We start from the raw sequence: 25,892 nt of genomic DNA, 5'->3' as shown, positions 1-25,892 counted from the left end.
GAGAGTGTCACTCTACTCAGACCGTCGGGTTCACGACATGTCAGGTTCTCGCCACCGCTTGGCAGGGCCGGAGTCGGAGCCGATTCCGCCTCCTAACGCTTCCAGAACGGCCGCGACGGCGTGCCGCCGCCCACCTGCCGCAGCGGCCCCGGCGACGGCGCGTCGCTACCGGTGAGGCGTGTGAGCAGCGCGAACGTCCGCCGCCACAGGTCACGTGGGTCGGCACCGGAACGCTCGGCCGCGCTGAGCTCCACGGCCAGGGCGGCCATCTCCTGGTGCCCGGCCAGGTAAGTGGCCAGCGCCCCCAGGCGGCTGCCCAGGTCGGACAGGTAGCGCAGCAGCGCTGGGCGCGGCAGCGACTCGGCCGCCCGCAGCCGCTCCAGCTCCGCGAGAAGCTGGGGCCTGATCGAATCCAGCGCGTGCCCCACCGGCATGCGCGGAGTGACGGGCCCGGCGAACCCGCGCCGGGGCATGGGGGCGGACGCCACCGGAGGCTGGAACGAGGCCGGAACCGGAGGGGGCCCGGCCGGATCGCCGGGGTCGAACGCCTCGGGGAACGCGCCACCGGGCGGAGCGGGCGCCGGAGCGGCGAAGGACGCGGCGGCCATGGCGTAGCCGCCGATGGCCATCGGCGGCGCGCCCGCCATGCGCGGGTCCCAGCCGCTGGGCGGCTCCACCGGCTGGATCACCCGGTGCTCGGGGCCGCCCTCGGCGACCACCCGGGAGTCGATCGCGACGAAGGCGGTGAACCGGCACAGCACGCCGAACTCCAGCGACGTGTCCACGATGGCCTGCTCGACCGACTCGTCACCGGTCGCGTAGCGGTCCTCAAGCGCGCGCAGGCGGGCCCGCGCCCAGATCGCCCGGATCGCCGGGTTGCCGGTGCGGGCGCCGGTGACCCGGCTCTCCCAGGGCTGGCCGTCGGCCGTCAGCCCGTGCACGGCCAGGACGGCCTGCGCGCCGTCCGCCGCCCGGTAGCGTCCGGTGACCGACAGCGGGACCCCGGGAAACAGCGAACCCGGGCGGGTCACCGTGTCCGGCACCAGGTCGAAGCCCTCGGCCTTCAGCGACAGGTCGGTGACCAGGGGCGCGCCGATCCGGCGGTGGATCTGCTCCATGGCCTCGTCCAGCCGGTCCTCGGACTCGACCAGCTCGCAGCGGCCACCGCCGAGGCCGGCCAGCCGTCCGAGGAAGCCCGCGTTGACGGCCCGGTCGATGCCCACCGTGTGCACCCGCACGGCCGCCAGGCCCGCGCCGGTGCGCTCCAGGATCTGGTCCTCGTTGCCCACCTGGCCGTCCGTGACCAGGACCAGCACCCGGTCACGCGCGCCGTCGCCGAGCAGGCCGAGGGCCTCCTGGAGGGGCGCGAGCATCTCCGTGCCGCCCCGCGCGTCGAGCCTGGCCAGATGCTCCACGGCCCGGTAGCGGTTGCGGTCGGTGGCCTCCGCCAGGCCGGGGGGCAGGTCGTCGGGGCGCTCCACCACCGTGTCGAACGACAGCACCGCGAAACGGTCGCCCGCCGTCAGCGTGTCCACGATCCGGGCGGCGGCGCGCCTGGCGGCCACCATCTTCCAGCCGCCCATGCTGCCCGAGCGGTCGAGCACCAGGACCACGTCGCGCGGCGCGCGGACGGCCTCGGCCGGGGCCGGCAGCAGGGTCAGCGCGAACGTGCCCTGCCCGGCCGCCGTCTCGCCTGGGGTCTCGTCGGGGACCAAGGCCAGGGAGGTCGAGGCGTCGAAGTACAGGCGCAGGATGAAGTCGCGGTCCAGCCGCTCGCCGGGCCGCAGGCTCACGTGGGTGCCCTCGGCGTTCACCTCGTGCAGGCTGGAGCGCATCTCGCGCAGGTCGAGCCCGGCCGGGTCGACGTTCACAGCGAGCGAGAGCCGTACCGGGTTGGGGAAGCCGGGCAGCAGCACCGGCGGCGAGATGCGCGAGGCGTCGGGCACGGCGTCGGTGTCGGGCTCGGTTCCCGTCCCCGCCGAAGGCCCGTCCAGCGGCGTGCCCGGGATGTAACGGGGGGCGACCACCAGCGGGAAGCGGAACGTCGCCGCGCCGTCCTCGTACGGCAGCGGCTGGCTCAGCGTCAGGAACACCCGGACGCTCTCTCCGGGCACGATGTTGCCGACCCTGATGGTGAAGACGTCGGGACGGTCCTCCTCGGCGATGGCCGCCCGCTTGCCCTCGGCCAGCGCCCGGTCGTAGTCCTGCCGGGCCTGGCCGCGCTCCTTGAGCAGCCCTTCGACCACCCGGTCGTCGGCCTCCATTCGGAAGGCGGTGACGGCGGCGCGGTCGGGCAGCGGGAAGACGTAGGTCGCCTCCAGCGGCACGTCGAACGGGTTGCGGAAGCCCTGGACGACCTCCACCCCGGCGATCAGGCCGGCCACCCCGGCGGTCACGTCGACACTTTCCAATGGCAGGTTGCCCCGCTCGGTGCGCAGCGCCCCGAAGCCCGCGTCGGGGACAGGGAGGCATTCCTCCGGCCGCAGCGGGGTGATCGGAACAGTCATGCGGTGCTCCCTTCCGAAGGAGGGTCGATGTCCGGATGATCGGGGAGATTGGAAAAGTCAGTGATGCCCTGGTATTTCGGGCCGTTCTGATGGGCGATCCGGGCGGACGGCGCGGCGGCCACGGTCAGCCCTCGCTCGGCGAGCACGGCCAGCAACGGCCCGGCCGCCTCGGCGATCGCCGCCACATCGGCGGCCGACGGCGCCCGCTCCGCCCCGTCGAGCAGCAGCACCACCCCTGGCGCCAGCCGTACCCCCTGCACGGCCCGCACCCCGCCGTCGAAGGCGACGGCCGGAAGGCTCTGCGGCGCGCCTGCCAGGAAAGGGTCTGCCTGGGCTGCCGGTTCCACGGGGGGTGACCCTCCCGGTGAGGTCCAGAATCTGGCGCGCCGGGGCGCGGCGTCGGCCGTCGCGGTCGGGGCGATGTCGGGAGCGGGGGTTACCCCGGCGAGTGAGGCGAGGTGGGAGTCGGTGGCTCCCGCCAGGTGGACCTGGATGTCGGCGATCGACATGCCCCCGGCCTGGAGGCGCTTGATCGCGACCAGTTGGAGCAGGTGCCGCCGTCCATAGCGGGCGACGCGGCCCCGGCGGCTCAGCGGGGGATCGATCAGGCCGATCGTCGTGTACCACCTGATCAGCCGCTCGCCCGGCACCTCGCGGATGCGCCCGTTGACGGCCCCACGGCCCGCTGTCTCCTCCCCGCCGCCGGCCCTGGCGGCATCGCCCGGCGCGGCGCGCAACGTGTCCGCCGCGCGCTCGGCCAGCTCGCCGATTGTCCAGGTTTCGCTCATACCGTGATAGTGACACTGTAACTATGACAGTGTCAACCGGGTGCATACCTGTGGAAGGTCCGGGTAGGGGCGCGCTTGCCGTATGAGGCTGATATCAAGGCAAAGGGGGAGGACACATCATGGCCGCAATCACCGGCAGTCTGCGGCAGGGTGAGAAGAAGGCCGTCGCTGAGGCCCTGCAGGGCGCGCTCATCGACATGATCGACCTGTCACTGCTGGGCAAGCAGGCCCACTGGAACGTCATCGGTCACCACTTCCGCCCGCTGCACCTGCAACTGGACGAGATCGTCGCGCTGGCGCGCGAGCACACCGACGTGATGGCCGAGCGTGCCGTTGCCCTCGGACTCAACCCGGACGGCCGGGCCGCGACCGTCGCGCGCGCCAGCGAGCTGCCCCAGCTCGAACTGGGCTGGATCAACGACGGCAAGGTCGTCGCGGCGCTCACCGACGTCCTGGAGGGCATCGTCAAGCGGATGCGCGAACGCGTCCGCGCGACCGAGGAGCCCGATCCGGTGACCCAGGACCTGCTGATCAAGGCTACCCAGGATCTGGAGAAGCAGCACTGGATGATGCAGGCCCAGCGCTGACGACAGCGGCCCGGCCGGGCGGAAGCCCGTGGCCTCACTTTCGGCGGCGGCATCATCGAAAACCGGCGCCGACTCCGACCGCATCGCTCGGGCCCGGGCGGAAGGGCTGACACCGGCTGGCCCCATCGTTCCCGGCAGGCTCGCCTTGCGGTGACCGACTCCCACGACCCATCGCGCCGACACCCGGTCATCCACGCCCGCCAGCAGGCGGTTCGAAGCCCAAGATCGCGCGGGCGGCGCGGCGAGCGGGGATGTGGGTGTTCCGAGCGTGGGGGTTTGGGGTGAGGTGGGTGGGGGGAGGGGTTGGGTTTTCGTGTGGCGTTAAGGCCGGAGGGGGTGTGGAGGTATCCGTCTGTTAACGCGGTGGGGATCGAATCGGTCTGACCGGTGGCCCGCGGCGTAGCGTGGCCGTGAAGACGTCGCAACCCCGGACATGTGGAGGCGGGTCCCGATGCTGCGCCGGACGTTCGTCAGTACCGGCCCGTTCGCCGCGCAGGCGCTGAGCGGGGCGCTTTGGCGTGCCGCCGGTCCGGGGCGTGGGGGGTCGGGGCCGCGGGAGGATCCGCATGGGCCGCTGGAGCCTCCGGACTCGCATGGGATGGCCCTTCCGGCGGGCTTTTCGGGACGGGTCGTCGCCCGGTCCGGGCATCGGGTGGGCGGGCTGCGGTGGCATGCCTCGCCGCACGGCGGTGCCTGTTTCCCCGATGGCGAGGGCTGGATATACGTGTCCAACTCCGACGTCCCGGTGCTCGGTGGGGCGTCCGCGATCAGGTTCGCGCGGGACGGCGAGGTGCGTGACGCCTACCGCATCCTGTCCGGTGCCGACTTCAACCGGGGCGGGGGCGCGACCCCATGGCGTACCTGGCTGTCCTGTGAGAGTTCCGGCCGAGGGCGGATCTTCGAGTGCGACCCGTACGGTGTGCGCGCCGCCACCCCCCGCCTGGCCATGGGCAGGTTCAGGCACCAGGCCGCCGTCTGCGACCCCGAGCGGTACGTCGTCTACCTGACCGAGGACGAGGAGGACGGCTGCCTCTACCGGTTCCGCCCCCTTGACTGGGGCGCGCTCATCGAGGGCCGCCTGGAGGTGCTGTGCGGCGGGCCGGGGCCGGTCGTCTGGCGTCCGGTGCCGAGCCCGGCGGCGCTGTTCACCCCGGCGCGCGGGCAGGTGCCCGGTGCGGCCCGTTTCGTCCGCGCCGACGGGTGCCACTACGCGAACGGCGTGCTGGCCTTCGCCACCGCCGACGGCCGGATCTGGTCGTACGACGCCGAGGAGGAGCGCCTCGACGTCGTCGACGCCACCAGGGGCGGCCTGCCGGAGATCAACATGATGACCCCCGAGGGCGGCGCGGGGCCGCTGCTCCGGCTGATCGGGCAGGGCACGCCCGAGATCACCGGCCCGGCGTTCTCGCCGGACGGACGCCGCCTGTACTTCTCCGTGCCACGACCCGCGGAAGGTGGAGTGACCTACGAGGTCACCGGCCCCTTCCGGCCCTGAGGTCGTCGGACGCCCGGACCGGACCGGCCGCGCGGCCTGGTCGCGGCCGGTCGATCCGGGTCCTAGTACTGCAACGGCACTTGAGGGAGTGGGTGGCCGCGGCTGCGGTACTGGGAACGGCGGGCCTGGGCCTGTCGGTGGCGCCGCCATCGTGACCAGGCGAGAACGTGGTCGAGTGAATGCCGGGGTTGCAGGAGAAGCCGGACCAGCAGACGCCGGATTTCGTTGACGGTCAAGGGGATGAGATCATGATCGTCTGGTGGGGTGTCGGCTCCTGCCCGGCCTCGTTTGCCTGAGCCGCGGCAGCCGCCAGAAAGGCGTGGGCCGGCATCGACAAGGTGATGTGCCGGTACCACCCGGTGTAGCCACGCACCTGATAGTGGTCCATCCCGGCTTCGTTCTTGGCCGCCTGGAAGCACTCTTCGATGGCCCGGCGCGATCCGGCCACCCGCAGCAGCCGATCCAGAGTGGTGCGGGCAGGCCCGTAGCACACGTAGTAGGCGATGTCGTCGTTGGTAAGGGAGCGGCGGGCCAGTCGATCAACGAGGTGGTGGCGGCGAGCGCGTCGATTTGCGGCCAAGCCGTTGACCAGGGCAGCGCCGCGGTGGGTGGCGGTGGCCATCGCGGTCACGTGCCGCTCGTGTCATCGGCGCGCCGCTCGGCAGCCGGCTGTGCCTCGCGGGCGGCGTCGAGCGCTTCACCGTGCCTGCCGGGGAACGGCCTACGTGCTCATGGTCCATAGCGTCCCCGCGCCGAGCATGGTCCTCGGAAGCCATCGACGATTGGGGGAGTAGACGTTGCCACCGGGCGAGCGTTGCGGCGATGCTTGCGGCGTTCAATGCCTCCTCCGATCTGGTATGCGCGGGCCATGGTCCGCGGCTCGCGCCAGTCGGTGCGCCTGCCTGCGGTCATCGTCGGCTGGGATTCCCGCATCATGCTGATCTTCTTCATGTCGGCTGGGCGGGTATGCGGTAATCGGTCTTGCCGGATGGCATTGATCCTGCCTTCCCTTGCGGTGGGCTTGCCGTCCCACGCGTTGTACGGGTCGGCCCGGTACAACGCGCCCACCGTGGTCACGCCGTTCAGTCGCACGGTGCCGGCTGAGGTCGCCGAGCGGGACTTCTCAGAGCTTCGTTGATCCGCAGCCCCACATCGGCGACCAGCCGCGCGACGGCGTAGTTGCGGGCGGCCGGAGCGAACTTGCGGCAGGTGACCAGGTCCTCGCGCGCCATCCGGAGCACAACTGCTCGACCTCCGCTTCCGACGGCGGGATCCGCAGCAGCGGGTCGACCGAGGCCTTGGGCCGGTTCATCTCATCCAGCGGGCACTCGATCACGTGTCCGGTGATGTTGTGCAACTCGATGCGATGGCGCAGCTCGAGGAACTGGAAGTAGACCGTCAGCGCGGCCGCCCGGCCGGTGCGCGTGGAGGGCCTGGCGTCGCGCAGGACCTTGCCGAAGTAGGCGTCGGCGTCGGCCGGCTGCATCTCCCACAGTGGTCGGCCGAACCAGGCTCGGATCAGCTCCAGATGGTTGGTGTCACTGCGGATGGTGCTGTCGGCCAGGCCGGCCGAGGCGCGCAAGCAAGAACCCAGCCAGCACATGGGTCTCGAAGTCGGCGAGCTCCTCCACGCTCGCCGGGGCGCGGTGCTCACGCAGATCGCGTACGACTGCCAGCGTCAACCCGCACCTCCCGACTTCACCCCAGCCGCTGTTCCGTCACCCCAGTGACAGTTGTTTCACGGAGAGTGAAGCTACTTCAGGTGACCGTGATCCATCTGGAAACCTGAGAAGACCCAGCTCGCAGGCCAGGAAGGGGGAAGTCGAGGAAGATCCAACGAACTCGACTCAAGAACCATTGCTTACCCTACCGGGCTGGGCGGGCGATCAGCGCCTCTATGCCGTCCAGCAAGAGGTCGAGGCCGAACCGGAAGTCGGCGTCCTCCGTCCAGCCGGTGGAGTCCCCGAGCAGGCCGGAGCGCATCATGGCCGACAGTGCCGGGTACGTCTCGGGGTCCAGGACCTCGGTGAGTATCTCGCCGTACTCGGTGGCTCCCTTGGCCCTGGCCGCGAGCTCCTTGCCGCCGGCGCCGAGCGAGTGCGTGAGTGTGGCGTCGGTGAAGGCGTAGCCGGTCAGCACCGTGGCGGCGTTGAACTTCTGGCCGTCGTCCAGCCCGGTACCGGACAACGCGTCCAGGGCCCGGTCAAGCCAGAGCAGTCGCCGCGGACCCATGGGCGGGGTGCTCTGGCGCAGGTCCAGCAGCCAGGGCCGGGACAGCAGGAGGTCGCGGGTGAGCCGGGTCCACGTGGCGAGGTAGGCGCGCCAGGACAGGTTCTCGCGTTCGGGCGGTGGGGGCACGGCGCTGTCGGCCATGACGGTCAGCAGTTCGTCCTTGCTGCCGACGTACCGGTAGAGCGCCATCGGAGCGACTCCCACCTGGGCGGCGACGTTGCTCATGGAGACGGCGGCCAGCCCCTCGGTGTCGGCGATCTCGATGGCGGCCATCGTGATCGTGGCCAGGTCCAGGCGCGGCCTCGGGCCTCTGCGCGTGGTGGGTTCGCGGTCCCACATCCGCGCCACGACGGGTGGCAGCTCTGCCATGGAACATCCTCTCGAGCGGCCGGAATCTGTGTACGTCATATAGCATAGTAATCGTGTATGTCGTACAGAGTAGGCTGTACAGATAAGGGAGGCGTCATGGAGATCCGTACGTTCGCACGGAGTGACCGCGCCGAGCTACGCGAGCTGTTCGAGCGCGTGGGCGAGGGCGCTCCCACGGCGTCGCTGTGGGGGCACGTGGACTCGGAGGCGGCCGTCTACCTGGACCCCTATATGGAGCTGGAGCCGGATTCGCTCTTCGTCGCCGTCGCCGGGGGCGCCCTGGTGGGCTACCTGACGGGGTGCCTCGACAGTGCGAGGTTCCCCGGGGAGGGCGAGCGCATGGAGCAGGCGATGCGGACCTACCGGCTGGTCTTCCGACCCAGGCCGGCGGCCTTCTTCGCGCGCAGCCTGGCCGATCTGGCGTGGGCCGCGATCCGCAGGGAGCCTGGCGTCGGCGAGTTCGCCGACGCCAGGTGGCCCGCGCACCTGCACATCAACGTGGCACCCGAAGCGCGAGGGACAGGTGCCGCCGACGGGCTGATGAGCCGGTGGCTTGACAGGCTCAGGAAGGTCGGATCTCCCGGCTGCCACCTGCAGACCCTGGTCGAGAACACCCGGGCGGTGCGGTTCTTCGAGCGCATGGGCTTCGCCGAGCACGGCCCGGCACCACTGGTTCCCGGCCTCCGCCACGACGGCCGACGGGTCCACCAACGGACGATGATCTGGAGTGCCAGCCGCACTGCCGAGGAGGCAGAGGCCGAAGCGCGGACGTCCGCCACGCCTCAATAATCCCGGGCCGCACCGCCTGGTGTCCCACTCTGACGCCGGCCGGCGTCCTTCGTCGCAGGCTCCGAGCGCTTCCCCACATCTCGGTGGACGGGGACGTTCGCCCCATTGATCGGCCGATGGAAGCCGCCCTCGTTATCGTGATCACATGGGGGATGACGACGTACGGTTCAGCGTTCTTGGACGGCTCGAAGCCACGGTCGGCGACTGGCCGGTGCGGCTGGGCGGTCCACGGTCCGGGCGGTGCTGGCCATGCTGGTGGTTGCCCGCGGCCAGGTGCTCAGCATCGACCGGCTGGCCACCGCCTGGGGGCAGAACCCGCCAGCGACCGTACGCAACCAGGTCATGATCGCGGTGGCGGCCCTACGCAGGGAACTGCGCAGAGCCGGCGCCAAGTCGGAGATCATCAGAACCGAAGGGTCCGGTTACCGGCTGGCCTGCGGCCGGGTGGACACCCAGGACGCGGAGCAGTGCATCGAGTTGGGCCGGCAGGCCGCCCAAGCCGGGCGGCAGGGCGAGGCCGCCGGCCTGCTGGGTCAGGCTTTGACACTGTGGCGCGGCCCGGTGCTCGGCGACCTGGAACTAGAGGAGACGGCGGCCTTCGTCGGCCGATGGCAGGAGCTGCGCCTGGCCGTCCTCGAAGAGCGGGCCGAACTCAACCTCGCCCTCGGCCGTCATCGAGAGGTGGTCGGTGAGCTGTCAGAGCTGCTCGCCGAGCATCCGCTGAGGGAACGGGTGCGGGGGCTGCTCATGACCGCACTACAAGGCTCCGGACGGCGATCCGACGCGCTGGAGGTATATCGCGAGGGGCGAACCCTGCTGGCGGACGAACTCGGCCTCGACCCCGGGCCCGAGTTGCGTCGGCTGGAGGCGGCCATCCTCGCCGACTCCGCCGACCTCGGCCCCCTCCACGGAGGTGAGGAGGTGAGGCAGGCACCCGCCGAGCTGCCCGCCGACGTGACCGGCTTCGTGGGGCGCGAACGCGAACTGGACCTGCTGCGCCGCCACGCCTTCTCCGGGGAAGCGCCCACCGTCACGACCGTCACCGGCGCCGCCGGGGCGGGCAAAACCGCCCTGGCCGTGCGGTTCGGCCGTCTCGTGGCCGAGGAGTTCCCCGACGGCCAGCTCTATGTGGATTTGCGTGGGCACGCGCCCCGCCCGCCCACGGCTCCGCAGGAGGCACTCGTACGGATGCTTGGCTCGCTCGGAATACCTCCCGAGCGGATCCCCGAACAGGAAGAGGCGGCGGCTGCCCTGTACCGCTCACGCCTGTCGGGCCGGCGGGTACTGGTGCTGCTCGACGACGCGCGGACGGCCGAGCAGGTACGGCCCCTGTTACCCGGCGCTACCGGTTGCCTGGTGCTCGTCACCAGCCGCAATATGCTCGCCGGGCTGACCGTCTCCCACGGCGCCCGACACCTGTCACTCGGCGTGCTCGACCACGGCGAGGGCATCCGGCTGCTGGCCTCCGTGATCGGGGATCAGCGGCTGTCCGCCGAACCGGAGGCGGCCGAGAGGATCGTGGAGCTGTGCGGCCACCTCCCGCTGGCTCTGCGCGTGGCCGCCGCCACGCTGGCGACGCGCCCGCGCAGGTCGCTGGACGAATACGCCATGGCGTTGTCCGCCCGAGGGCTCGACGTGCTGTGGATCGACGGCGACGTGGCGGTCCGGGCGGCGTTCGAGTTGTCGTACGCGGGATTGGCGGAGGCGGAGCGGCACGTGTTTCGGCTGCTGGGGCTGGTCCGAGGGCCCGACATCACCGCGCCGGCCGTCGCCGCCCTGGCGGACGTCGACACCGCCGAGGCCGAACGACTCTTAGACCACCTCGCCGCCGCCCACCTCATCGAGGAGCACCGGTCGTACCGGTACGCCTGCCACGACCTGCTCCGCCAATACGCCGGAGAGCTCACGCTCCGCGACGACGGCCCCGCAGCCGGGGGCCAAGCCCTCCAACGCCTCGGCGACTGGTACCTGACCGAGGCCGTCGCCGCAGCGGAGAGCGCCTATCCCTCGATCACCCGCCTGCCGCCCCCCGTCACCTCCGGGAACAAGCCCCGCGCCGAGGCGATGGCCTGGCTCGCCGCGGAACAGGCCAACCTCGTCGCCTTCGCCCTGCACGCCGCCGACACCGCCGATGCCGTCCGCCCCTCTTCGGCCGCCCGCCGGCCTCCGATCAGCGGGCCCAGGCGGCACACCTGGCTGATCGCCGACGCCCTGCGCGGTCACTTCGTGCACCACACCGCTACCAGCCTGGCCGACATCGTGGCGCTCTCCGACGCTGCGGTGCACGCGGCCATCATGGAGGACGACCCGCTCGGACTGGCGGCGGCGCACCTCTGTGCGGGCGCGGCCGCTCTCTGCCGTGCCCGCTATGCCGCCGCCCGTGTCGCCTGCGAACTGGCCGTTCAGCACAGCGAGCGCGTGGGCTGGTCCGCCGGCGCCGCCGCCGCACACAACAACGCCGCCGCCGCCTGCCACGACCAAGGCGAGCTGACCCTCGCCATCGACCATCTCGTCAGGTCCATGGAGCTCAACCGTGAGATCGGCGACACCTACGGCGAGGCCCACGCCATGGGCAATCTAGGCGCCGTATGCCTGGAATGCGGCGACCTGGAGACCGCGGAACGGCACCTGCGCGACGCCCTCGCCCTTCATCGCCACCTGCGCGACAGCGCGGTGAGCCACTCCCTCAACGAGCTCGCGACCGTCCGGCGTCTCAGCGGCGACCTCGACGAGGCGCTGGCCCTTGCCACCGAGGCACTCGGTCACGACCGCGCGAGTGGGCTGCACGTCCCCGAGGCCAAGAGCCTGACCACGCTGGCGGAGATCCACCGTGACCGAAGGCGTCTCGATCTCGCCCTTGAGGCCGCGGTCACGGCCGGCGAGCGCGCGGAAGGCGCGCGCCACGTCTACGCCCTGTGCCGTGCCACGTATGTCCTCGGCACCGTTCAGGCGCTGACTGGAAATCACGGCGCGGCCCTCGACGCCCACCAGCAAGCGCTCAGCTACGCCGTCACCGCAGGCATGCGGCATCTGCAGGTCAGGCCACTGCTCGGCCTCGCCCGCGCGCACGCCGACCTCGGCACGCGCGACCGCGCTCTCCTGTACGCCCGTCAAGCGTTGGACCAGGCGTCCTCGATGGGCTCCCGCCTCCTGGAGGACCTGGCACTGTCACTGTTGGCCGACCTCGAAGGCGAGCCATGGCCGGCGAGCACCCGTAACGGGGGTCAGGACGTGGCGGCTCCCACCAGCGCGGAAACCCCCTGAATCCTTGATCGACTTTCAGGGATGTGGTGTCTCAGGAGCCATATTGTGCGCTTTTGAACGTGGCTGGCGGGAGAAGATGTGCCGCTGAGCGCGGCCGAGCGCGCGCAGATGACGCCGACCGAACGGATCGAGGCGGTCAACGCCGCCCGGCACACCTTGGTCCAGGCTGCCACCGGCCTGGTGGTCATCGGCGGCGTGGTCTTCACCGCCCAAGGGCTCTGGTACACCGCCGCGTCCCTGGACCCCGGCCGCCAGGCCCAGTCCGTCGCCGAACAGGGCCAGATCACCGACCGCTACACCAAGGCCGTCGAGCAGCTCGGATCGGCCAAGACCGACGTGCGGCTGGGCGGTATCTACGCCCTGCAGCGCCCGGCCGCCGACTCCCCTCGTGACAAGGACACCATTCGCCAGGTGCTGGCCGCTTCGTCCGCGGCCACGACAGCGGCGCGTACCTGTACGCCGCGGACCTGAGCGGCGCGTACCTGGACGGCGCGGACCTGAGCGGCGCGGTGCTGAGCGGCGTGGACGTGCGCGGCGTCCGGGGCGTGACCGAGGATGAGGTGCGGAAGGTAGCCATAGTCGATGAGCGCACGACGTTCAGCTGATCGCCACAGCGCCCTCATGCGGGACGTGCGGGCAGGAGTTCGCGCCGCCGCAGTGACATCCCAGGCAGATGGACACGGGACCACAGAGCTTCTGTGGTCCCGTACTGCTTCCGCGCTCGCGTAGTCGCATAGGCATGTGTGAGTCGCCTCATACTCGCCTCAACTCAAGTACACACGGGGATGAGGCGTTTCATCGGCGGCTCCTCCATGAGTATGCGACCCGGCCGGGTTACCGTGACCGCGTGTTCACACTCGCCGTTTTGAACCAGAAGGGCGGGGTCGGCAAGCCCGCCCCCACGCTCAACGTCGCCGGCGCCCTGGCCGAACTCGGCTATCGGGTGCTCATGATCGACCTGGACCCGCAAGGGCACCTGACCGAGGCGTGCGGGGTGGCCGAGGCCACCCGGCCCGCACGATCGGCCCGCCCAATGGTGCCGGGGAGGTCACCGAGGCCGCGCGGGTCGCCCGGCTCAGCAGGCTCGCACCCGAAGAGGACCCCTCTCCACCTTCCGTAGACTCTGGTGTACGCGGCTCTGAGGCGTCTCATACACGCCGCAGAGGCGAGCCGGAGGGGATGACCCGCAAGACGTACTATCTCCCCACCAGCGCCCGACCCGCTGGAGATCGCGATCATCGCAGCGGGGGCCGATCTTCCGGCGCGGGCCGATGGTGGAGTTGCGGCAGAATCTGGTCGGCTTCTACGTCATCGAGTGCGCCGGGGCGCAGGAGGCTGAGGACATCGCGCGGCGCTGCCCGCTGGGGTGGGGATCGAGATCCGGCCCATCTGGGACGCGCCGGACTGACCGCCTTTTGGCAGCCCAGAGCGCCGACCGGCGAGAGTGAGAACTCGCCGCGCGCGGGGCTACCCGCCGAGAAGCCGGGGAGTACCGGCACCGTGACCGTTCAGCTGATCCTCGGCATCGCCGGGGCTACCGCTGCCTGGGCCTGAACGCCGCCGAGCTACCCCGGCAAGCTCAGCCGGGTGGGACATCACCAGGGGCGTCCCACCCGTCCGGCCTGATCACATCGGCGTCCGCCGGTGGCGGCGACCCGGCGCTCCTCGTCCCGCCACCGGCCGGTCCCTCGCGGCCCAAACCCGGCGGGAGCCTTTGCGGAACCGATGGTTATTCATCGTGCAATTAGGGCAATGAATGCCATGATTCCATTTCCGCTTACAAATCCGCCACGAGGAGTTTCAGGTGGGTAAAAAGCTCAGCGGCCCGATGGTCGTTCGAATCACCGAAGGTGAAATCATCGACAGCCAGCTCGCATCGGATGACCTGTCCGATGTGGACATGGAGCTCGCCGGGAAATGCGAAGGAGGATGGTGCGCACAAAAGTACAGCTCGGCGACGGAGGAGCAATAATAGAATCGTGACCGCTACTCCCCCCGCTGACACACACGATGACTTTCGGGAGTAGGAAATGGACGCCGTCCGGATGGCCCAGAATATCGAAGAGGAACTCGCGCTCGCCCGCCCGTTCGGGTCGCACGACTATATATGGCAGCGCGTTTTCCTGCATTACCGGTATCGCCTGGAGCGACTGCAGGAGTGGTCGGCGTCCGCCACGGCTCTGCTGTCGGCGCTGGACGGCGCGGACGACGATGTGCATCGCCGGATTCTCGGGGATCCGGCGGTCCGCATGGTGATCAATGACTCGCTGCGACAGACGAAGACCGCTGGTCAGCCGCCAGGTACGGAACTGGACGCCATCCTGACCGCCGCAGTGGCCAACCTGCGGGGAGACCTGAAGATCCCTCCCCTCGCGGAGCGAGAGCAGGACCTCCTCCTGCCGCAGGGGGCCCCAGGGCCCTGGGTCTGGTCCGGCACACGGTCCGGCCACGATGTGTCGGGTGACTACTTCCGGCGTGCCGTCCAGCGGAAGCTCGGGGCAATGGACATGGGTCTGACCCTGGCGACCCCGGACGACCACACGCGTGACACGCTCGCCGAAGGCGTACGGCTGCTGCGAGTCCTGTGCCCGACCCTGGCCGAGAGCGCGCTGAGCCATGTCCACCTGATCGCCGTTCTCGACGCGGCGCCGTCCATGGGATTCACCTCGCTCACCCACAACGGCGTGCCCGGCGTGATCTTCCTGTCCCCCGGTGTGCTCAAGAACCCGTGGCTTGCCGCGGAGTATCTCCTGCACGAGGCCATGCACGACAAATTCATCGATCTGCTGCAGACGCACTCGATTCTGCGACCCGGCTACACCGACGAGACCTCACCGATGATCCGTCCGTGGTGGAACAGGGCACATCCCGGGAAACCGGGCGACTGGCCGGTGGAACGGGCGCTCACCGTGGCGCACGTCTATTCCTGCCTGGCGCTGTTCTTCACTCGCGTGATCGACCACAGCGAAAATCTGGTCCGGCGGTACGGACCGATCCAGGGCCCCGACCCCGTCAAACAGGCACGGAGGGCGTTCGACCGGGCCCGGTATCTGGTCCTCCAACTCCGGCGGCACCCGGACCAGTTGGGCAGCGCCGGGCGGACCTTCCTCCGCTGGCTGGGTGAGATCAACGCTGCGTTCGATCCGTCGCCTTCCGCCGAGGGGGCCCACATCCACCTGGTCCTCGATCTCTATGAGCGCGAGGCGGCGGAAATCTGCAGGAGGATCGCGCAACGGTCGGAAGATGCCGCGAGTGACGACGCGCTCTGGGCTGGGGAACTGGGTATGGCCGTCCGGCGGGAGATCGGCGACGCGCTCGCCGTGCTACGGATGTGCGATGTGGATTCGCCGGAGGCACACGCCCTGCGCAAGCAGAGCGAAGCGCTCGCGGCCGGCGCCGCACTACAGGACTGCGTCGACTCGTTCATGGAGACGAGACGCCTCATATCCCATGCCCTGAACTCCGTGCCGCCCGCCGTGTACATGAGCCCATCGCCCCGTGAGTCCGAGCGGGCGCCCGCGGAGGTGGTGCAGACCATGGTCGATGAATCCGGACGTCGGCTCAGGAAGCTGTTTGCGACGCGATCGAAGGAACGGGTGACCTCCGGGTAGCCGCAGGGAGTGTCCCTCGGCCGGGCCAGGGCGCGAGCAGGCCGCCGCGGTCATGGCACGTCTGCCCGGCCGCCCCGCCGTGGTGGAGGCGGGGTGGCCGGCCGACTGGCTGCGCGAGCTGTATCCACCGGCCGAGCCGGCAGCCAGCCCCGCTACGTCCCCGGTCACTGATCTCATGGGCGCCTTTGCCGCTGCGGGTGCCATCTCCGGCAAGGGGACTGGTGAAGCTACGCCTGGCCGGCGCCGTCCTGGCCGAACTCCACGATGAGTGGCAGGTCACCGACCGCCGCTACCTGTCCGAGGCATCCATGGCCGAACTCCAGGCGATGACCGCTCACCCCGAGCCCTCCTCGGCCTGTCGGTAAGGCTGGCCCCACCAGGCGCCACCCGTTGTGTTCTCGCAGCTCAGGACCCGCGATAGGCGCGATCCGGCTCCCGTCGTTAAGCCCGGCTGTACAGGTCGGCGATGGCCGCCAGCAGGTATTGTCGCGCGGCCTGGCTGGTGGTGACGCCGATGAGCACATTGGCGGCCAGTCCTTCGGCGAGCGCTACCAGGCTGATCGCGTGTCGGTGCGGGTCGGTGCCGGGGGTCAGGTGGCCGGCGTTCTGGTCGGCGTGCAGCAGGTCGGTCATGTCTCGGTGGAAGGCGTCATACAGCTGGCGGAGCCGGGCGGCGATCTGCTCGTCGGCCAGCGCCAGGGCGTGGAAGGACTGCCGTACGCGCATGTGCGCCTGGCTGGCGGCGTCGTAGGGGATGAGCTCGTTCAGCACCGTGGTGAGCACCAGGCGGGGCTCGGCGGCTCGCAGGTCGGCGCCGGCTTTGGCCAGGATGCGGGCGCTGGACAGCTCGTTGCCGCGCTCGAAGGCGGCTTCCAGGAGTTGCTGCTTGGCGGGGAAGTAGTGCTGCACGCGTCCGGGTGAGACGCCTGCTCGGGCGGCCGCCTCGGTCAGCGAGACCGCGGCCAGGCCGCGGTCGGCGACGATGGCGAGCACCGCGTCGGCGATCTCATTGCGCCGCTGCACGTGCTGCGCACCTGGCCCCCTGCCCATGAACCCCTCCCAGTTTCTCGATGTGTTCACATCGGATTATATGCTGGACCTCAGTAATGCGATGTGAACACATCGCTATACGGGAGGGGAGGGTCAGTGCCCGTCGTGTTGGCGCTGCTGTGCGCCGCGCAATTCATGGTGGTCCTGGACGTGTCGGTGGTGAACGTCGCGCTGCCGTCCATCCAGCACGCGCTCGGCTTCGACGCGGCGCATCTGGCGTGGGTCGGCAACGCCTACGCGCTGAGTTTCGGCGCTCTGTTGCTGCTCGGCGGTCGGCTGGCCGACCTGTACGGGCACCGGCGCGTCTTTGTCGCGGGCCTGGCGCTGTTCACCGCCGCGAGCCTGGCCGGCGGGCTGGCCGATGCGCCCGGTGCTCTGATCGCCGCTCGCGCCGGTCAGGGGGTGGGGGCGGCGATCCTGGTCCCGGCCACGCTCACGATCTTGACGGCGGCCTTCCCCGAGGGGCCGCGCCGTACCCGGGCGATCGCGGTTTGGACGGCGGTGAGCCTGGCCGGCGGCACGGCGGGCAACCTGATCGGCGGCGCGCTGACCGAATACCTGTCCTGGCGCTGGATTTTGCTGATCAACGTGCCGATCGGGCTGGGCTGCCTGGCCGCGGCCCGCCTGCTGGCTCCCGGCCAGGGGCGCGATGGACGGGGGCGCGATGGCCTGCGGCGGCTGGACGTGCTCGGCGCCGTGCTGGCCGGCTCCGGGCTGGGCGCGCTAGCCTATGGCCTGTCCGGCGCACCCGCCGTCGCGCTCGCCGGGGCCGTGGTGCTGGCCCTGTTCGCGCTGGTGGAGGTGCGCGTGGCGGGGGCGCCGCTGATTCCGCCACCGCTGCTGCGGCCGCGGCAGGTCTGGCTGGGCAACACGGTGATGCTGCTGGCCGGGGCATGCCTGAATCCGATGTGGTACTTCCTGACCCTGTCCCTGCAGAACGTGCTGGGCTACGGGCCGTTGCAGACCGGGCTGGCCTTCCTGCCACACACCCTGCTGACCATGCTGGTCGGCCTGCGGGTGGCGCCGTGGCTGATGCGCCGCGCCGACGATCGCGTGCTCATCGCCGCCGGGGCGCTGATCGGCGCGGCCGGCTTTTGGTGGCAGAGCCGCGTCGCCCCCGGGCAGGACTACCTGACGGCCATCGGCGGCCCGGCCGTGCTGATCTCGCTCGGCGCGGGCCTGCTGAACACGCCGCTGACCGTCACGGTCACCTCGGGCGTCGCCCCGGCCGATGCGGGGGCGGCCTCCGGACTGATGAACACCGCCAAGCAGATCGGCGGCGCGCTCGGCCTGGCCGCCCTGGTCACGCTGACGGCGGGGCCGACCGGCGTAGGCGGCGGTCCGGCACCGGCGCACGTTCTGGCGATCGGATACGGGCGGGCGTTCGCCGTTCTGGCCCTGGTGCTGGTCGCCGCCGCCCTCCTGGCGGCCGCGCTGCCGCGACGGCGCGACAGCGCACCCGACGCACCCAGCGTCCCTGGCGAGCCGGCGGATCAGCAGCCCGCCCGCTGATCGGGCGTTCCCGCGCGCCGGCGGGTCAGGCAGCACCGCCGGCCAACTGAGCGGCGTGCCGCCGCAGGTCGGCGGCGAACTCCTCGGCCCGGCTCAGCTGCGTGCGCAGCACCTCGCAGCGTTCACGAGTGGCCTGCTCGAAGCGGCCCAGCCTCGCCGGCAACTGCTCGCGCTCGGCCGCCTGCGGGGCCGCCGCGCCGCCGTCGTCGAGTCGGTCGGTGATGGCCAGCAGCTCGCCCATCTCCTCCAGCGTGAAGCCGAGCGGCTTCATCCGGCGGATCACCATCAGCCGAGCCACGTCCGCCTCGGTGTAGAGGCGGAAACCGCCCTGGCTGCGCGCCGAGGGCCGGACCAGGCCGACCTACCAGGCGGCTCACTGAGACATTCTCGCCCTGCACGGGGGGGGGGACTACGGCGGTGATGTGGTCACGGTGCCGGGCGCGCAGTGGTTCGGCCGCCGGAACAGGCGGTAGGGAGGCAAACGGACCGGCTGACGGCGCAGGCAGAGATGCGGAAGGCCGCCCGCGGCGGGGATTGAAGCCCCGCTCCCAGGGGTGGGAGCGGGGGTGGGGGAAGGGGCTATGTGCGGAGGACCTCCAGCAACACGGGGATCGCGCCGACCAGGGCCGCCAGGGCCTCCAGGGCCACCAGGACGGTTGCGACTCGCTGGGGTGCAGTGGAGGTGGCCCCACTCCCACCAGACGTCAACGGCCCCGCCCGAGCTACCAGGGCGGGGCCGCTGCTCTCGCAGCCCATATCGGATGGGACGGAAACCGGTAACGCCCCTTGCCGGATGGCATGGTGCGGCGTAGCGTCCAGGTCAGCCCCGGCGAGAGCGCCTCCGCACTGTGGGGAGCGCGGGGGCGCGCGTCAGGGGGCCGCGTGACTCCCATTGGACTGACACGCGGACGGCCCCCCCTCGGCCATGGCGAGGCGGGCCGTCGACCGGCAAAGGGGCGTCGATCAGTCTCCGACGTAGGAACGCGGCGGTGTGATCTTGACCTTGCTTCCCCAGCCGGTGATGCGCATGTTCTTCTTCAGATGCTGGGCCATCGTCGGGGTGATCGGGAAGGTCCATGCCGTCCACGCCCGCCGGATCAGGCCGTCCTTGCCGATCCACAACCGCCACGCGATCGGGTTCTTCGCCTCCTCGGCATCGAGCTTGCCGTTCAGGCCCGTGTAGATATCCCGGTCGGCCTTGTACAACGCGCCCGTGGTGATGGTCCCTTCCAGCCGCAGTGTCCCGGCGGGAGTGGTGTGTCGCGATTTCGTGGTGGCCAGGACGGCCTTCAGCGTGGCCGGGGACAGCAGGTTGACGTCGCCGTTGTCCAGCCGGGGCCGCAGGTGATCCATCATGACGAGCGTCCACTCGTACTTCCCCCACTTGCCGTCGTCGGTCATCGTGCGGTCGTGCACGTAGTGGCGGCCCTTGAAGGTGATCCATCGCACCGGCCAGGGATCGTCCTTGTTGTCGGGGGATCGGCTGGTCAGGTCCGAGGCGTGGAGTCCTCCGTCGCTGAACTCCACCCGTCCTCGATCCGTCCCGCGGATAGGCCCTTTGTCCATTTCGCCGTCGGTGGTGAAGTCGGACTCGTAATGGGTGAAGAAGCGGATGCCGTGCCCCTTGACCAGTGCGCGCTGCAGCGCCGCCACCGGGTCCGAGGTCTTCCCCGGCCCGGCGTGGGCCTGAGCGTGGGAGGCCGGCCCGGTCGCGATGAGCGTCACCAGCACGACCGCGACCGCAGCGGCTCGTCGCATCATGAACCTCTCCCATGCCCTGTCGCGGTACTCCTGCGGAACATGAGTGGATCGTTCTACGTGCGGATCTCGGCGTGATCACGATGAGGGGCCGGTCGCGGCAAACGGCCGTCCGCCGATGGCCGCCATCCCCTCCAGGGCGTCCGCCTGGGCCTGCCGCGCGGACAGGCCCACGTCGACCACCGATCAGGAACCACTGATGAACAACAACCCGGTCTCACCGCCGCTGTCGGGCTCGTCCGGCTGAAAGTCGGCCGCTATGGCACGCTCATCGTCGCGGCCGTGCCCGACGACGCCACCGGCGCGCTCAGCCGGCTTCTACATTATCGAGTGCGCTGAAGCCCGGGATGATCCTGATGTTCAGCGAATATGACGACGACTTTTGCGTCGTCCTCCACGACGGCATCCCTTTCTACATACCCGTCACTGAACCCATTTCAGGCTTCCCAGCGAGTGCCCTGGTCACAGCATGATCGCAAGTCCGGTGTTAGCTCCATGACGTAGAAGAGCTCCTGGTAGAGGGGTTGATCACCACAACCACGCCCATCACAACCAGGAGCTCTGGGTGCTGTTCTATCGTGCCGCCGTCGATTTGTCGCATCAGAGCCTGAACCATGTCGCCGGGGTGATCCGGCACCACCGTAAGTCCATGAGGTCGGTCTGGCGGCGGCTCAACCCCGGCCGACAGGCCCTGCTGGTGCTGGTCTACCTGCTAAGGGCGAGGCCTACGCCGAGCACGCGGCCGGCTTCGGGGTGTCGATGACAACCGCGTGGCGGTACGTGGAGGAGACGGTGGCGTTGTTGTCGGCCCGCTCGCCCAAGCTCGGCCAGGCGCTGCGCAAGGCCAAGCGGGACGGGCTGCACTACCTGGTGCTGGACGGCACACTGATCCACATCGACCGGATCAAGGCCGACCGGCCGTACTTCTCCGGCAAGCACCGTGTGCACGGGATGAACGTGCAGGTCATCGCCTCCCCGGATGGGACGATCCTGTGGACCTCGGGCGCTCTGCCCGGCAAGGCCCACGATCTGAGCGCCGCCCGCATCTGGGGCATCCTGCGCGCGCTGGAGCAGGCCGGGATCGTCATTCTGGCGGACAAGGCATATCAGGGAGCCGAGGGGCCGGTCCGTACTCCGTACAAGGGCAAGAACAAGCCCGGGTCCCAGAAGCAGGCCAACCGCTCCCATGCCAGGCTGCGCGGCCCCGGCGAACGCGCCAACGCCCAGCTCAAAAGCTGGAAGATCCTCCGCAAGCTACGCTGCAGCCCGTCCAAGGCCGGCCACCTCTGCAAGGCCATCGCCGTCCTTCAGAACCATCGCGTCGCCCAAGCCGCATGAGGTTGAAATAGGTTCACTGAGACATCCTCGCTCTGCGCGCGGGAGCGGGGACACGTGGCGGCCTGGATTCGGGCTCCGATCCGGGTGACGCGCCAATGGCGATCTGGAGGCGCTTTCCAGGCGGTGGTGTTCCTACCGGCCGGTGGAGCGCCGGCGGGAGATCGATGACCTGCTGGGGCCGGTAATCTACGGCTTGGCGAGCAGATCCCGTTGAGGCTTGGTCACCCTAGATCGTCTCATCGTTTCCTCTCGCCGACGGGCCTCCTCGCGGGCCTGCCCGCTGGGCTGGCGGCGCTTCCGCTTGCGCCATGCTCCGGGTACACCTCGCTCGCCTCGCCGACCACCACACCCGCCTGTCCCCGAGGCGCCGGCCCACCGGCAGACAGGCCGGCCGCGCCCCCGCTGCCGCTGACCCGCCCCTGCCGTGCACACCCTACGAATGGGCGCGCGCTTACGCAGCCCGATCGCCGATCACGGAGCAGGCGGCCCGCCCTTCCCGCCGTCCTGCTCGCGCGGCACCTCCAGCAGACCGGCTCTGGCGATGTCGGCGCAGTGCGCGTCGCCGACCTCCTCGAAACAGGCCACAGCCCGTTCGAACGCGTTGATCGCCTCATCGAACCGGTCTGCCTTGTGCAGGGCGAGGCCGAGGTTGTTCAACGCCACGCCTTCGTGGTACCGGTCACCGCTCTCCTGGTAGATGGCTGCGGCCTGCTCGTAGACGGTGATCGCCTCATCCAACCGACCTGCCTCCTGCAGGGCGACGCCGAGGTTGTTCAACGCCATGCCCTCGCCGGGCCGGTCACCGGCCTCCTGGAAGATGAAAGCGGCCTGCTCATGAGCGGTGACCGCCTCATCCAACCGGCCTGCCTCCTGCAGGGCCAGACCGAGGCCGCTCAACCCCTGGCCTTCGCCGGGCCGGTCACCGGCCTCCCGGCAAATGGCCAGATCCTGTTCATGAGCGGTGATCGCCTCATCGAACCGGCCTGTCTCCCGCAGCGCGATGCCGAGGCCGCTCAACGCCCGGCCTTCGCCGGGCCGGTCACCGGCTTTCCGGTAGATGACGGCGGCCTGCTCGTAGGCGGTGATCGCCTCATCGAACCGCCGCACCTCCTGCAGGGCGATGCCGAGACCGGTCAACGCCTGGCCTTCGCCGGGCCGGTCACCGGCCTCCCGGCAAATGGCCAGATCCTGTTCATGAGCGGTGATCGCCTCCTCGAACCGGCGCACCTCCTGCAGAGCAAGGCCGAGGTTGGTCAACGCGATGCCCTCGCCGGGCCGGTCACCGGCCTTCCGGTAAATGGCGGCGGCCTGCTCATAGGCGGTGATCGCCTCACCGAACCGCCGCACCCCCTGCAGAGCGATGCCGAGACCGGTCAACGCCCGGCCTTCGCCGGGCCGGTCACCGGTCTCCTGGAAGATGAAAGCGGCCTGCTCATGAGCGGTGATCGCCTCATCGAACCGGCGCACCTCCTGCAGAGCGACGCCGAGGCCGGTCAACGCGATGCCCTCGCCGTGCCGGTCACCGAGCCGGACCATGGCCTGCACCGCGACGGCATCGACGCTCAAGCGGTCATCGAACGCGCGGCGCCAGTCCAGGTACTCGTTCAGGCAGGCGGGCAGGTAGGCGGCGATGTGATCGCGGCCGGTGGCCCAGGCCAGCGCGACGATGGCGATGAGCGTGACACGTTCGGCGTCGAACCAGGCCATCGCCTGGCCGCGGCCGGTGAAGGCATCGGGGACATCCTGCCCGGGCAGGGCCCGCAGATGATCATCGGCGGCATCGGCGGTGCGCAGGTAGAAGTCCAGCAGCCGATCCAGGGCGCTCTCGCGGTCATCGCTGCCCGCCTGTTCCTGGCCATGCTCATCGGCGTACAGGCGGACCAGGTCGTGCATTCCCCACCGCTCCTGTCCCGAAAGCCCAGGCCCGGCACCGGCCCCGTCTACGGGTCCGTCGGCGGGCCCGACATCCTCGGCGGCGGTGACAGTGACCAGATGCGCGCGGACCAGACCGGCCAGCCGCCGCCGCACCACCAGCTCGCTGGTCCCGGCCAGGACGGCGGCCGCCGCAGTGGAAACGTCCGGACCAGGGCTCAGCGGCAGCAGCCGGAACAGCCGCGCCTGCTCCGGCTCCTCGGCCAGCAGATGCTCATAGGACAGGTCGAACGCGGCGCGTACCCCGATCGGCCGACCGCTCCGGTCGCGGTCACCGGACTCCATCGCCTCCAGCCGGGTTCGGGCATCGGCCAGTTCGCCTGCCATCGCGGCCAGCGGGCGGCCGGGTTCGGCCCGCAGCAGCGAGGCGATGATCCGCAACGCCGGCGGCAGAAACCCGCACAGCCGCGCGATCATCTTCGCGTGGTCGGGGTCGGCGTCCACCCGTCCATCCGGTCCGGCGATGGCCAGCGCGGCGCCCAGCAACTCAACCGCCTCCCCCTCAGACAGCACAGTCAGGTCGATCGGCTGGGCGGGCAGCGTGGCCAGGGTGTGCCGGGAGGTGACCAGCAGCCGGTGACACGGTTGGGCGGGCAGCAGGGGTTCCACCTGCCCGACGGTGGCGGTGTTGTCGGTCACCACCAGCACCCCCCGCCCAGCGGCGGCGTGCCCGGCGAGCACCGACCGGTACAAGGCCAGGACCTCCTCACCGGCGGGTGGCAGCTCATCGTCGGGGACGCCCATGGCGCGCAGCAACTGCGCGGCCGCCGCCTCGGCGGGGACCCGGTCGGCTTCGTCGGGGGTGTAGCCGCGCAGATCGATGAAGAACACCCCGCCCGTGAACCAGCCCTGGGTCTGGCCGTGGTGGGCGGCGACCAAAGCCAGGGCGGTCTTGCCGATCCCGGCCATCCCGGTCACCGCCGAGACGACCACCCCCGTCCCACCCCCCTTGTCCTCCTCTTCTGCGCCGCCCGGGGCGGCCGGGGCGGCCGGGTTCAGGAAGGCCAGTATCTCGGCCAGGGCGGCATCACGGCCGGTGAAGGCGCCGGGGGCGGCGGGCAGCCCGGCCAGCGCCCGAGGCGCCGCACGATGCGCCAAAGCAGCTGATACCGCCTGGTCGCCCGCTGCCGTCTGTGGGATCACCTGGGACGATGGCGGACCGGCGTCGACCGCCCGGCCGCCCGGCATGGGAGTACGGCGCAGCGTGATGACCGCCACCCACAACGCTGCCACCCCGGCCAGCACGCCCAGCACGCCGAACAACTGGTCCAGGTTGCTCAGCGTCGGATCATCCCGGCCAGACGGGTAGAGGAGAAACCACACCAGCCCGGCCAGGGCCACCTCCACACCCGCGAGCACGGCAAGCACTCGCAGCACCCGCCGAAGCGTGCTGCGCAATGTCGGTTCGGTTCCCTCGCTGGAGATGGTCGGTAACGGCATCCTTCCAGCCTGATGGCCCGCCGGTCCGGAACGCGGACCGCCTGGCCGAGCGTCACCCACTCGTGACCCCCGACCATGGCGAGTACGGCGGGATCTTGCCTCCGCCACAACGCGCCTTGTGCTCCCACTGCCATCCGTCGGCGCAGGAAAGAGCGGCAGATCCCGGCTGATCACCGATCTCGGCGTTGTGCGGGCCGACTCGCCGCCGGCGGACTGGGCGGCGGGCCCGACTGTGACAAGATCGTCTAACCGGCGAAATGGAGCGTCTGCGGCGGTAGCGAGAATCCTCTGGCCGGCCTTGTCCGCGGTGGCGATCGTGTTGCCGCCGGCGCCCTTCGCCGTCACGCCGAAGATCACGAATTTCGCTCTCGGGGCGGCCGTGGCCGCGCTGGTGGTCGCGCCCGTCATCGTGCTGCGCCGCAGGCGGTGGCTGCCACGGCTGGGCTCGGCGCTGACGGCCCTGCCGGTCGTCCTTGCCATGGTCGCGGTGGCCGTCACCACGCCGCCGATCGCTCACCTCATCGGCCCGCACGAGGAAGACCTCGGTCTGTACGCCCAGATCCAGTACCTCAATGCCGGACCGGCCCACCCTGGCACCGTGGTTCCTGCCCTGGAACAGAGATGACCTGCTGCTGTTCGCCCTCACCTGCCTCGCGGAGGCGGCCCTGCTGACGGTGCCGGCGGTGCTCGGCCGTAGCCGTTCATCCGGTGAGGTGGCGTGAGCCGGGGGAGTCGTGTGCGTTGTGCCGGCCGACGCTCGGCCCGACCACCCGCTCACGTCCCCGTCCGGCGGCGGGCCGGTGGCCGAGCAAGCGGTCGTTGATCACCAGTCGGTGGAGATCAGGCGTTCGGGCGGGGCCGTGATCGTGACGGCGGTTCCCCATCCTCGATAGATGATGTTCATCGTCATGGTCTCGACCTCACCGTCACTGTCACCGTCACTGAAGGTCGGGGTGAAATCCATGATGGCGTGGAAACGTCTCGGCAGGTTGTCCGGCCCTGCCCACAGTTTCCACCTGATCGGCCCCTTCCACGTGCCACCCTCCTCCTCCTGCATCTCGAAGAACATCCCGGCCTGCCGCTCGTCCAGCACCGGGACCGTCACCGTGCCGCTGTGCAGGGTGGTCTTGGTTCCCTCGAACGTTCCGCCGGCGGCGCGGGTCGCGCCGCGGGAGGCGGCGAGCTCCAGGAATCCCGGGTTGATCCCGTTGATCAGGTCC

The 25,892-nt window shown here is 70.4% G+C and carries 20 protein-coding genes and 4 pseudogenes; 14 read left to right on the top strand and 10 right to left on the bottom strand.

Going from position 1 to position 25,892, the window contains the following annotated elements:
- Positions 1 to 92 precede the first annotated feature (92 nt).
- The gene (locus tag P3X83_RS38250) at positions 93 to 2,507 is read right to left on the bottom strand and encodes a VIT domain-containing protein (protein ID WP_277310277.1); all 2,415 of its coding nucleotides are present in this window, start codon (positions 2,505 to 2,507) and stop codon (positions 93 to 95) included.
- Positions 2,504 to 3,295, bottom strand: coding sequence for a helix-turn-helix domain-containing protein (locus tag P3X83_RS38245; protein ID WP_277310276.1), 792 nt, complete (start codon positions 3,293 to 3,295; stop codon positions 2,504 to 2,506). The genes P3X83_RS38250 and P3X83_RS38245 overlap by 4 nt, the downstream gene beginning before the upstream one ends.
- Before the next feature lie 119 nt (positions 3,296 to 3,414).
- On the opposite strand from P3X83_RS38245, the gene P3X83_RS38240 reads away from it, so the two are divergent.
- Both P3X83_RS38240 and P3X83_RS38235 read left to right on the top strand, forming a co-directional pair.
- Positions 3,415 to 3,882 carry a DNA starvation/stationary phase protection protein gene (locus tag P3X83_RS38240; RefSeq protein WP_277310275.1) on the top strand — a complete coding sequence of 156 codons (468 nt, stop codon included), beginning with the start codon at positions 3,415 to 3,417 and terminating at the stop codon, positions 3,880 to 3,882.
- A gap of 724 nt (positions 3,883 to 4,606) precedes the next feature.
- Positions 4,607 to 5,377 (top strand): alkaline phosphatase PhoX, encoded by a 771-nt coding sequence (locus P3X83_RS38235; protein WP_277310274.1) that lies wholly within the window; start codon positions 4,607 to 4,609, stop codon positions 5,375 to 5,377.
- A 232-nt stretch (positions 5,378 to 5,609) separates the two neighbouring features.
- On the opposite strand, the pseudogene P3X83_RS38230 reads toward P3X83_RS38235, so the two are convergent.
- A pseudogene (locus tag P3X83_RS38230) lies at positions 5,610 to 5,912 on the bottom strand (IS701 family transposase); the annotation flags it as partial.
- A 333-nt stretch (positions 5,913 to 6,245) separates the two neighbouring features.
- Here P3X83_RS38230 and P3X83_RS38225 point away from each other — a divergent pair.
- Entirely contained in the window at positions 6,246 to 6,515 is a 270-nt protein-coding gene (locus P3X83_RS38225; RefSeq protein ID WP_277310273.1) for a hypothetical protein, read from the top strand.
- Here P3X83_RS38225 and P3X83_RS38220 read toward each other — a convergent pair.
- Complete coding sequence (locus P3X83_RS38220) at positions 6,501 to 6,959, bottom strand: hypothetical protein (RefSeq protein ID WP_277310272.1); 459 nt, start codon at positions 6,957 to 6,959, stop codon at positions 6,501 to 6,503. The genes P3X83_RS38225 and P3X83_RS38220 overlap by 15 nt on opposite strands.
- A gap of 284 nt (positions 6,960 to 7,243) precedes the next feature.
- Positions 7,244 to 7,978 (bottom strand): TetR/AcrR family transcriptional regulator, encoded by a 735-nt coding sequence (locus tag P3X83_RS38215; RefSeq protein WP_277310271.1) that lies wholly within the window; start codon positions 7,976 to 7,978, stop codon positions 7,244 to 7,246.
- Positions 7,979 to 8,074: 96 nt separating this feature from the next.
- On the opposite strand from P3X83_RS38215, the gene P3X83_RS38210 reads away from it, so the two are divergent.
- The 7 genes and pseudogenes from P3X83_RS38210 to P3X83_RS38180 form a co-directional block, all read left to right on the top strand.
- Positions 8,075 to 8,767 (top strand): GNAT family N-acetyltransferase, encoded by a 693-nt coding sequence (locus tag P3X83_RS38210; RefSeq protein ID WP_277310270.1) that lies wholly within the window; start codon positions 8,075 to 8,077, stop codon positions 8,765 to 8,767.
- A 240-nt stretch (positions 8,768 to 9,007) separates the two neighbouring features.
- Positions 9,008 to 12,031 carry a BTAD domain-containing putative transcriptional regulator gene (locus P3X83_RS38205; protein ID WP_277310269.1) on the top strand — a complete coding sequence of 1,008 codons (3,024 nt, stop codon included), beginning with the start codon at positions 9,008 to 9,010 and terminating at the stop codon, positions 12,029 to 12,031.
- 78 nt (positions 12,032 to 12,109) lie between these two features.
- Complete coding sequence (locus tag P3X83_RS38200; protein ID WP_277310268.1) at positions 12,110 to 12,502, top strand: hypothetical protein; 393 nt, start codon at positions 12,110 to 12,112, stop codon at positions 12,500 to 12,502.
- Positions 12,503 to 12,878: 376 nt separating this feature from the next.
- The gene (locus tag P3X83_RS38195) at positions 12,879 to 13,151 is read left to right on the top strand and encodes an AAA family ATPase (RefSeq protein WP_277310267.1); all 273 of its coding nucleotides are present in this window, start codon (positions 12,879 to 12,881) and stop codon (positions 13,149 to 13,151) included.
- Between the two features lie 684 nt (positions 13,152 to 13,835).
- A complete protein-coding gene (locus P3X83_RS38190; protein WP_277310266.1) occupies positions 13,836 to 14,003 on the top strand; it encodes a hypothetical protein in 168 nt (55 codons plus the stop codon).
- 58 nt (positions 14,004 to 14,061) lie between these two features.
- Complete coding sequence (locus P3X83_RS38185; RefSeq protein ID WP_277310265.1) at positions 14,062 to 15,642, top strand: HEXXH motif-containing putative peptide modification protein; 1,581 nt, start codon at positions 14,062 to 14,064, stop codon at positions 15,640 to 15,642.
- Between the two features lie 230 nt (positions 15,643 to 15,872).
- A pseudogene (locus P3X83_RS38180) lies at positions 15,873 to 16,007 on the top strand (IS256 family transposase); the annotation flags it as partial.
- A 76-nt stretch (positions 16,008 to 16,083) separates the two neighbouring features.
- Here the strand turns inward: P3X83_RS38180 and P3X83_RS38175 are convergent.
- Positions 16,084 to 16,722 carry a TetR family transcriptional regulator C-terminal domain-containing protein gene (locus P3X83_RS38175; RefSeq protein WP_346742783.1) on the bottom strand — a complete coding sequence of 213 codons (639 nt, stop codon included), beginning with the start codon at positions 16,720 to 16,722 and terminating at the stop codon, positions 16,084 to 16,086.
- Between the two features lie 66 nt (positions 16,723 to 16,788).
- Between P3X83_RS38175 and P3X83_RS38170 the strand changes: the two genes are divergently transcribed.
- A complete protein-coding gene (locus P3X83_RS38170) occupies positions 16,789 to 18,204 on the top strand; it encodes an MFS transporter (RefSeq protein ID WP_277310264.1) in 1,416 nt (471 codons plus the stop codon).
- A gap of 25 nt (positions 18,205 to 18,229) precedes the next feature.
- Here P3X83_RS38170 and P3X83_RS38165 read toward each other — a convergent pair.
- A pseudogene (locus tag P3X83_RS38165) lies at positions 18,230 to 18,565 on the bottom strand (MerR family DNA-binding protein); the annotation flags it as partial.
- Positions 18,566 to 19,167: 602 nt separating this feature from the next.
- The gene (locus P3X83_RS38160; RefSeq protein ID WP_277310263.1) at positions 19,168 to 19,965 is read right to left on the bottom strand and encodes a hypothetical protein; all 798 of its coding nucleotides are present in this window, start codon (positions 19,963 to 19,965) and stop codon (positions 19,168 to 19,170) included.
- Positions 19,966 to 20,527: 562 nt separating this feature from the next.
- On the opposite strand from P3X83_RS38160, the pseudogene P3X83_RS38155 reads away from it, so the two are divergent.
- A pseudogene (locus P3X83_RS38155) lies at positions 20,528 to 21,300 on the top strand (transposase family protein).
- A 471-nt stretch (positions 21,301 to 21,771) separates the two neighbouring features.
- Here the strand turns inward: P3X83_RS38155 and P3X83_RS38150 are convergent.
- Positions 21,772 to 24,609, bottom strand: a complete 2,838-nt coding sequence (locus tag P3X83_RS38150; RefSeq protein WP_277310262.1) for a tetratricopeptide repeat protein — start codon at positions 24,607 to 24,609, stop codon at positions 21,772 to 21,774.
- Between the two features lie 370 nt (positions 24,610 to 24,979).
- Between P3X83_RS38150 and P3X83_RS38145 the strand changes: the two genes are divergently transcribed.
- Together P3X83_RS38145 and P3X83_RS38140 are read left to right on the top strand one after the other, a co-directional pair.
- On the top strand, positions 24,980 to 25,297 hold the full coding sequence (locus tag P3X83_RS38145) for a hypothetical protein (RefSeq protein WP_277310261.1): 318 nt from the start codon (positions 24,980 to 24,982) through the stop codon (positions 25,295 to 25,297).
- Entirely contained in the window at positions 25,245 to 25,394 is a 150-nt protein-coding gene (locus P3X83_RS38140; RefSeq protein WP_277310260.1) for a hypothetical protein, read from the top strand. The genes P3X83_RS38145 and P3X83_RS38140 overlap by 53 nt, the downstream gene beginning before the upstream one ends.
- 101 nt (positions 25,395 to 25,495) lie before the next feature.
- Here P3X83_RS38140 and P3X83_RS38135 read toward each other — a convergent pair.
- The coding region (locus P3X83_RS38135; protein ID WP_277310259.1) for a hypothetical protein at positions 25,496 to 25,892 on the bottom strand (397 nt) is incomplete at its 5' end.

The organism is Spongiactinospora sp. TRM90649 (assembly GCF_029382225.1).
Taxonomy (GTDB): Bacteria; Actinomycetota; Actinomycetes; order Streptosporangiales; family Streptosporangiaceae; genus Spongiactinospora.
This window is presented reverse-complemented; position numbering and strand designations above follow the sequence as displayed.

What these genes read in the sequence shown, in the direction of transcription:
- P3X83_RS38210 (WP_277310270.1), top strand. Translation starts at nt 8,075, where the DNA reads ATGGAGATCCGTACGTTCGCACGGAGTGACCGCGCCGAGCTACGCGAG.
- P3X83_RS38185 (WP_277310265.1), top strand. Translation starts at nt 14,062, where the DNA reads ATGGACGCCGTCCGGATGGCCCAGAATATCGAAGAGGAACTCGCGCTC.
- P3X83_RS38250 (WP_277310277.1), bottom strand. Translation starts at nt 2,507, where the DNA reads ATGACTGTTCCGATCACCCCGCTGCGGCCGGAGGAATGCCTCCCTGTC.
- P3X83_RS38245 (WP_277310276.1), bottom strand. Translation starts at nt 3,295, where the DNA reads ATGAGCGAAACCTGGACAATCGGCGAGCTGGCCGAGCGCGCGGCGGAC.
- P3X83_RS38160 (WP_277310263.1), bottom strand. Translation starts at nt 19,965, where the DNA reads ATGATGCGACGAGCCGCTGCGGTCGCGGTCGTGCTGGTGACGCTCATC.
- P3X83_RS38215 (WP_277310271.1), bottom strand. Translation starts at nt 7,978, where the DNA reads ATGGCAGAGCTGCCACCCGTCGTGGCGCGGATGTGGGACCGCGAACCC.
- P3X83_RS38225 (WP_277310273.1), top strand. Translation starts at nt 6,246, where the DNA reads ATGGTCCGCGGCTCGCGCCAGTCGGTGCGCCTGCCTGCGGTCATCGTC.
- P3X83_RS38240 (WP_277310275.1), top strand. Translation starts at nt 3,415, where the DNA reads ATGGCCGCAATCACCGGCAGTCTGCGGCAGGGTGAGAAGAAGGCCGTC.
- P3X83_RS38140 (WP_277310260.1), top strand. Translation starts at nt 25,245, where the DNA reads ATGCCGGACCGGCCCACCCTGGCACCGTGGTTCCTGCCCTGGAACAGA.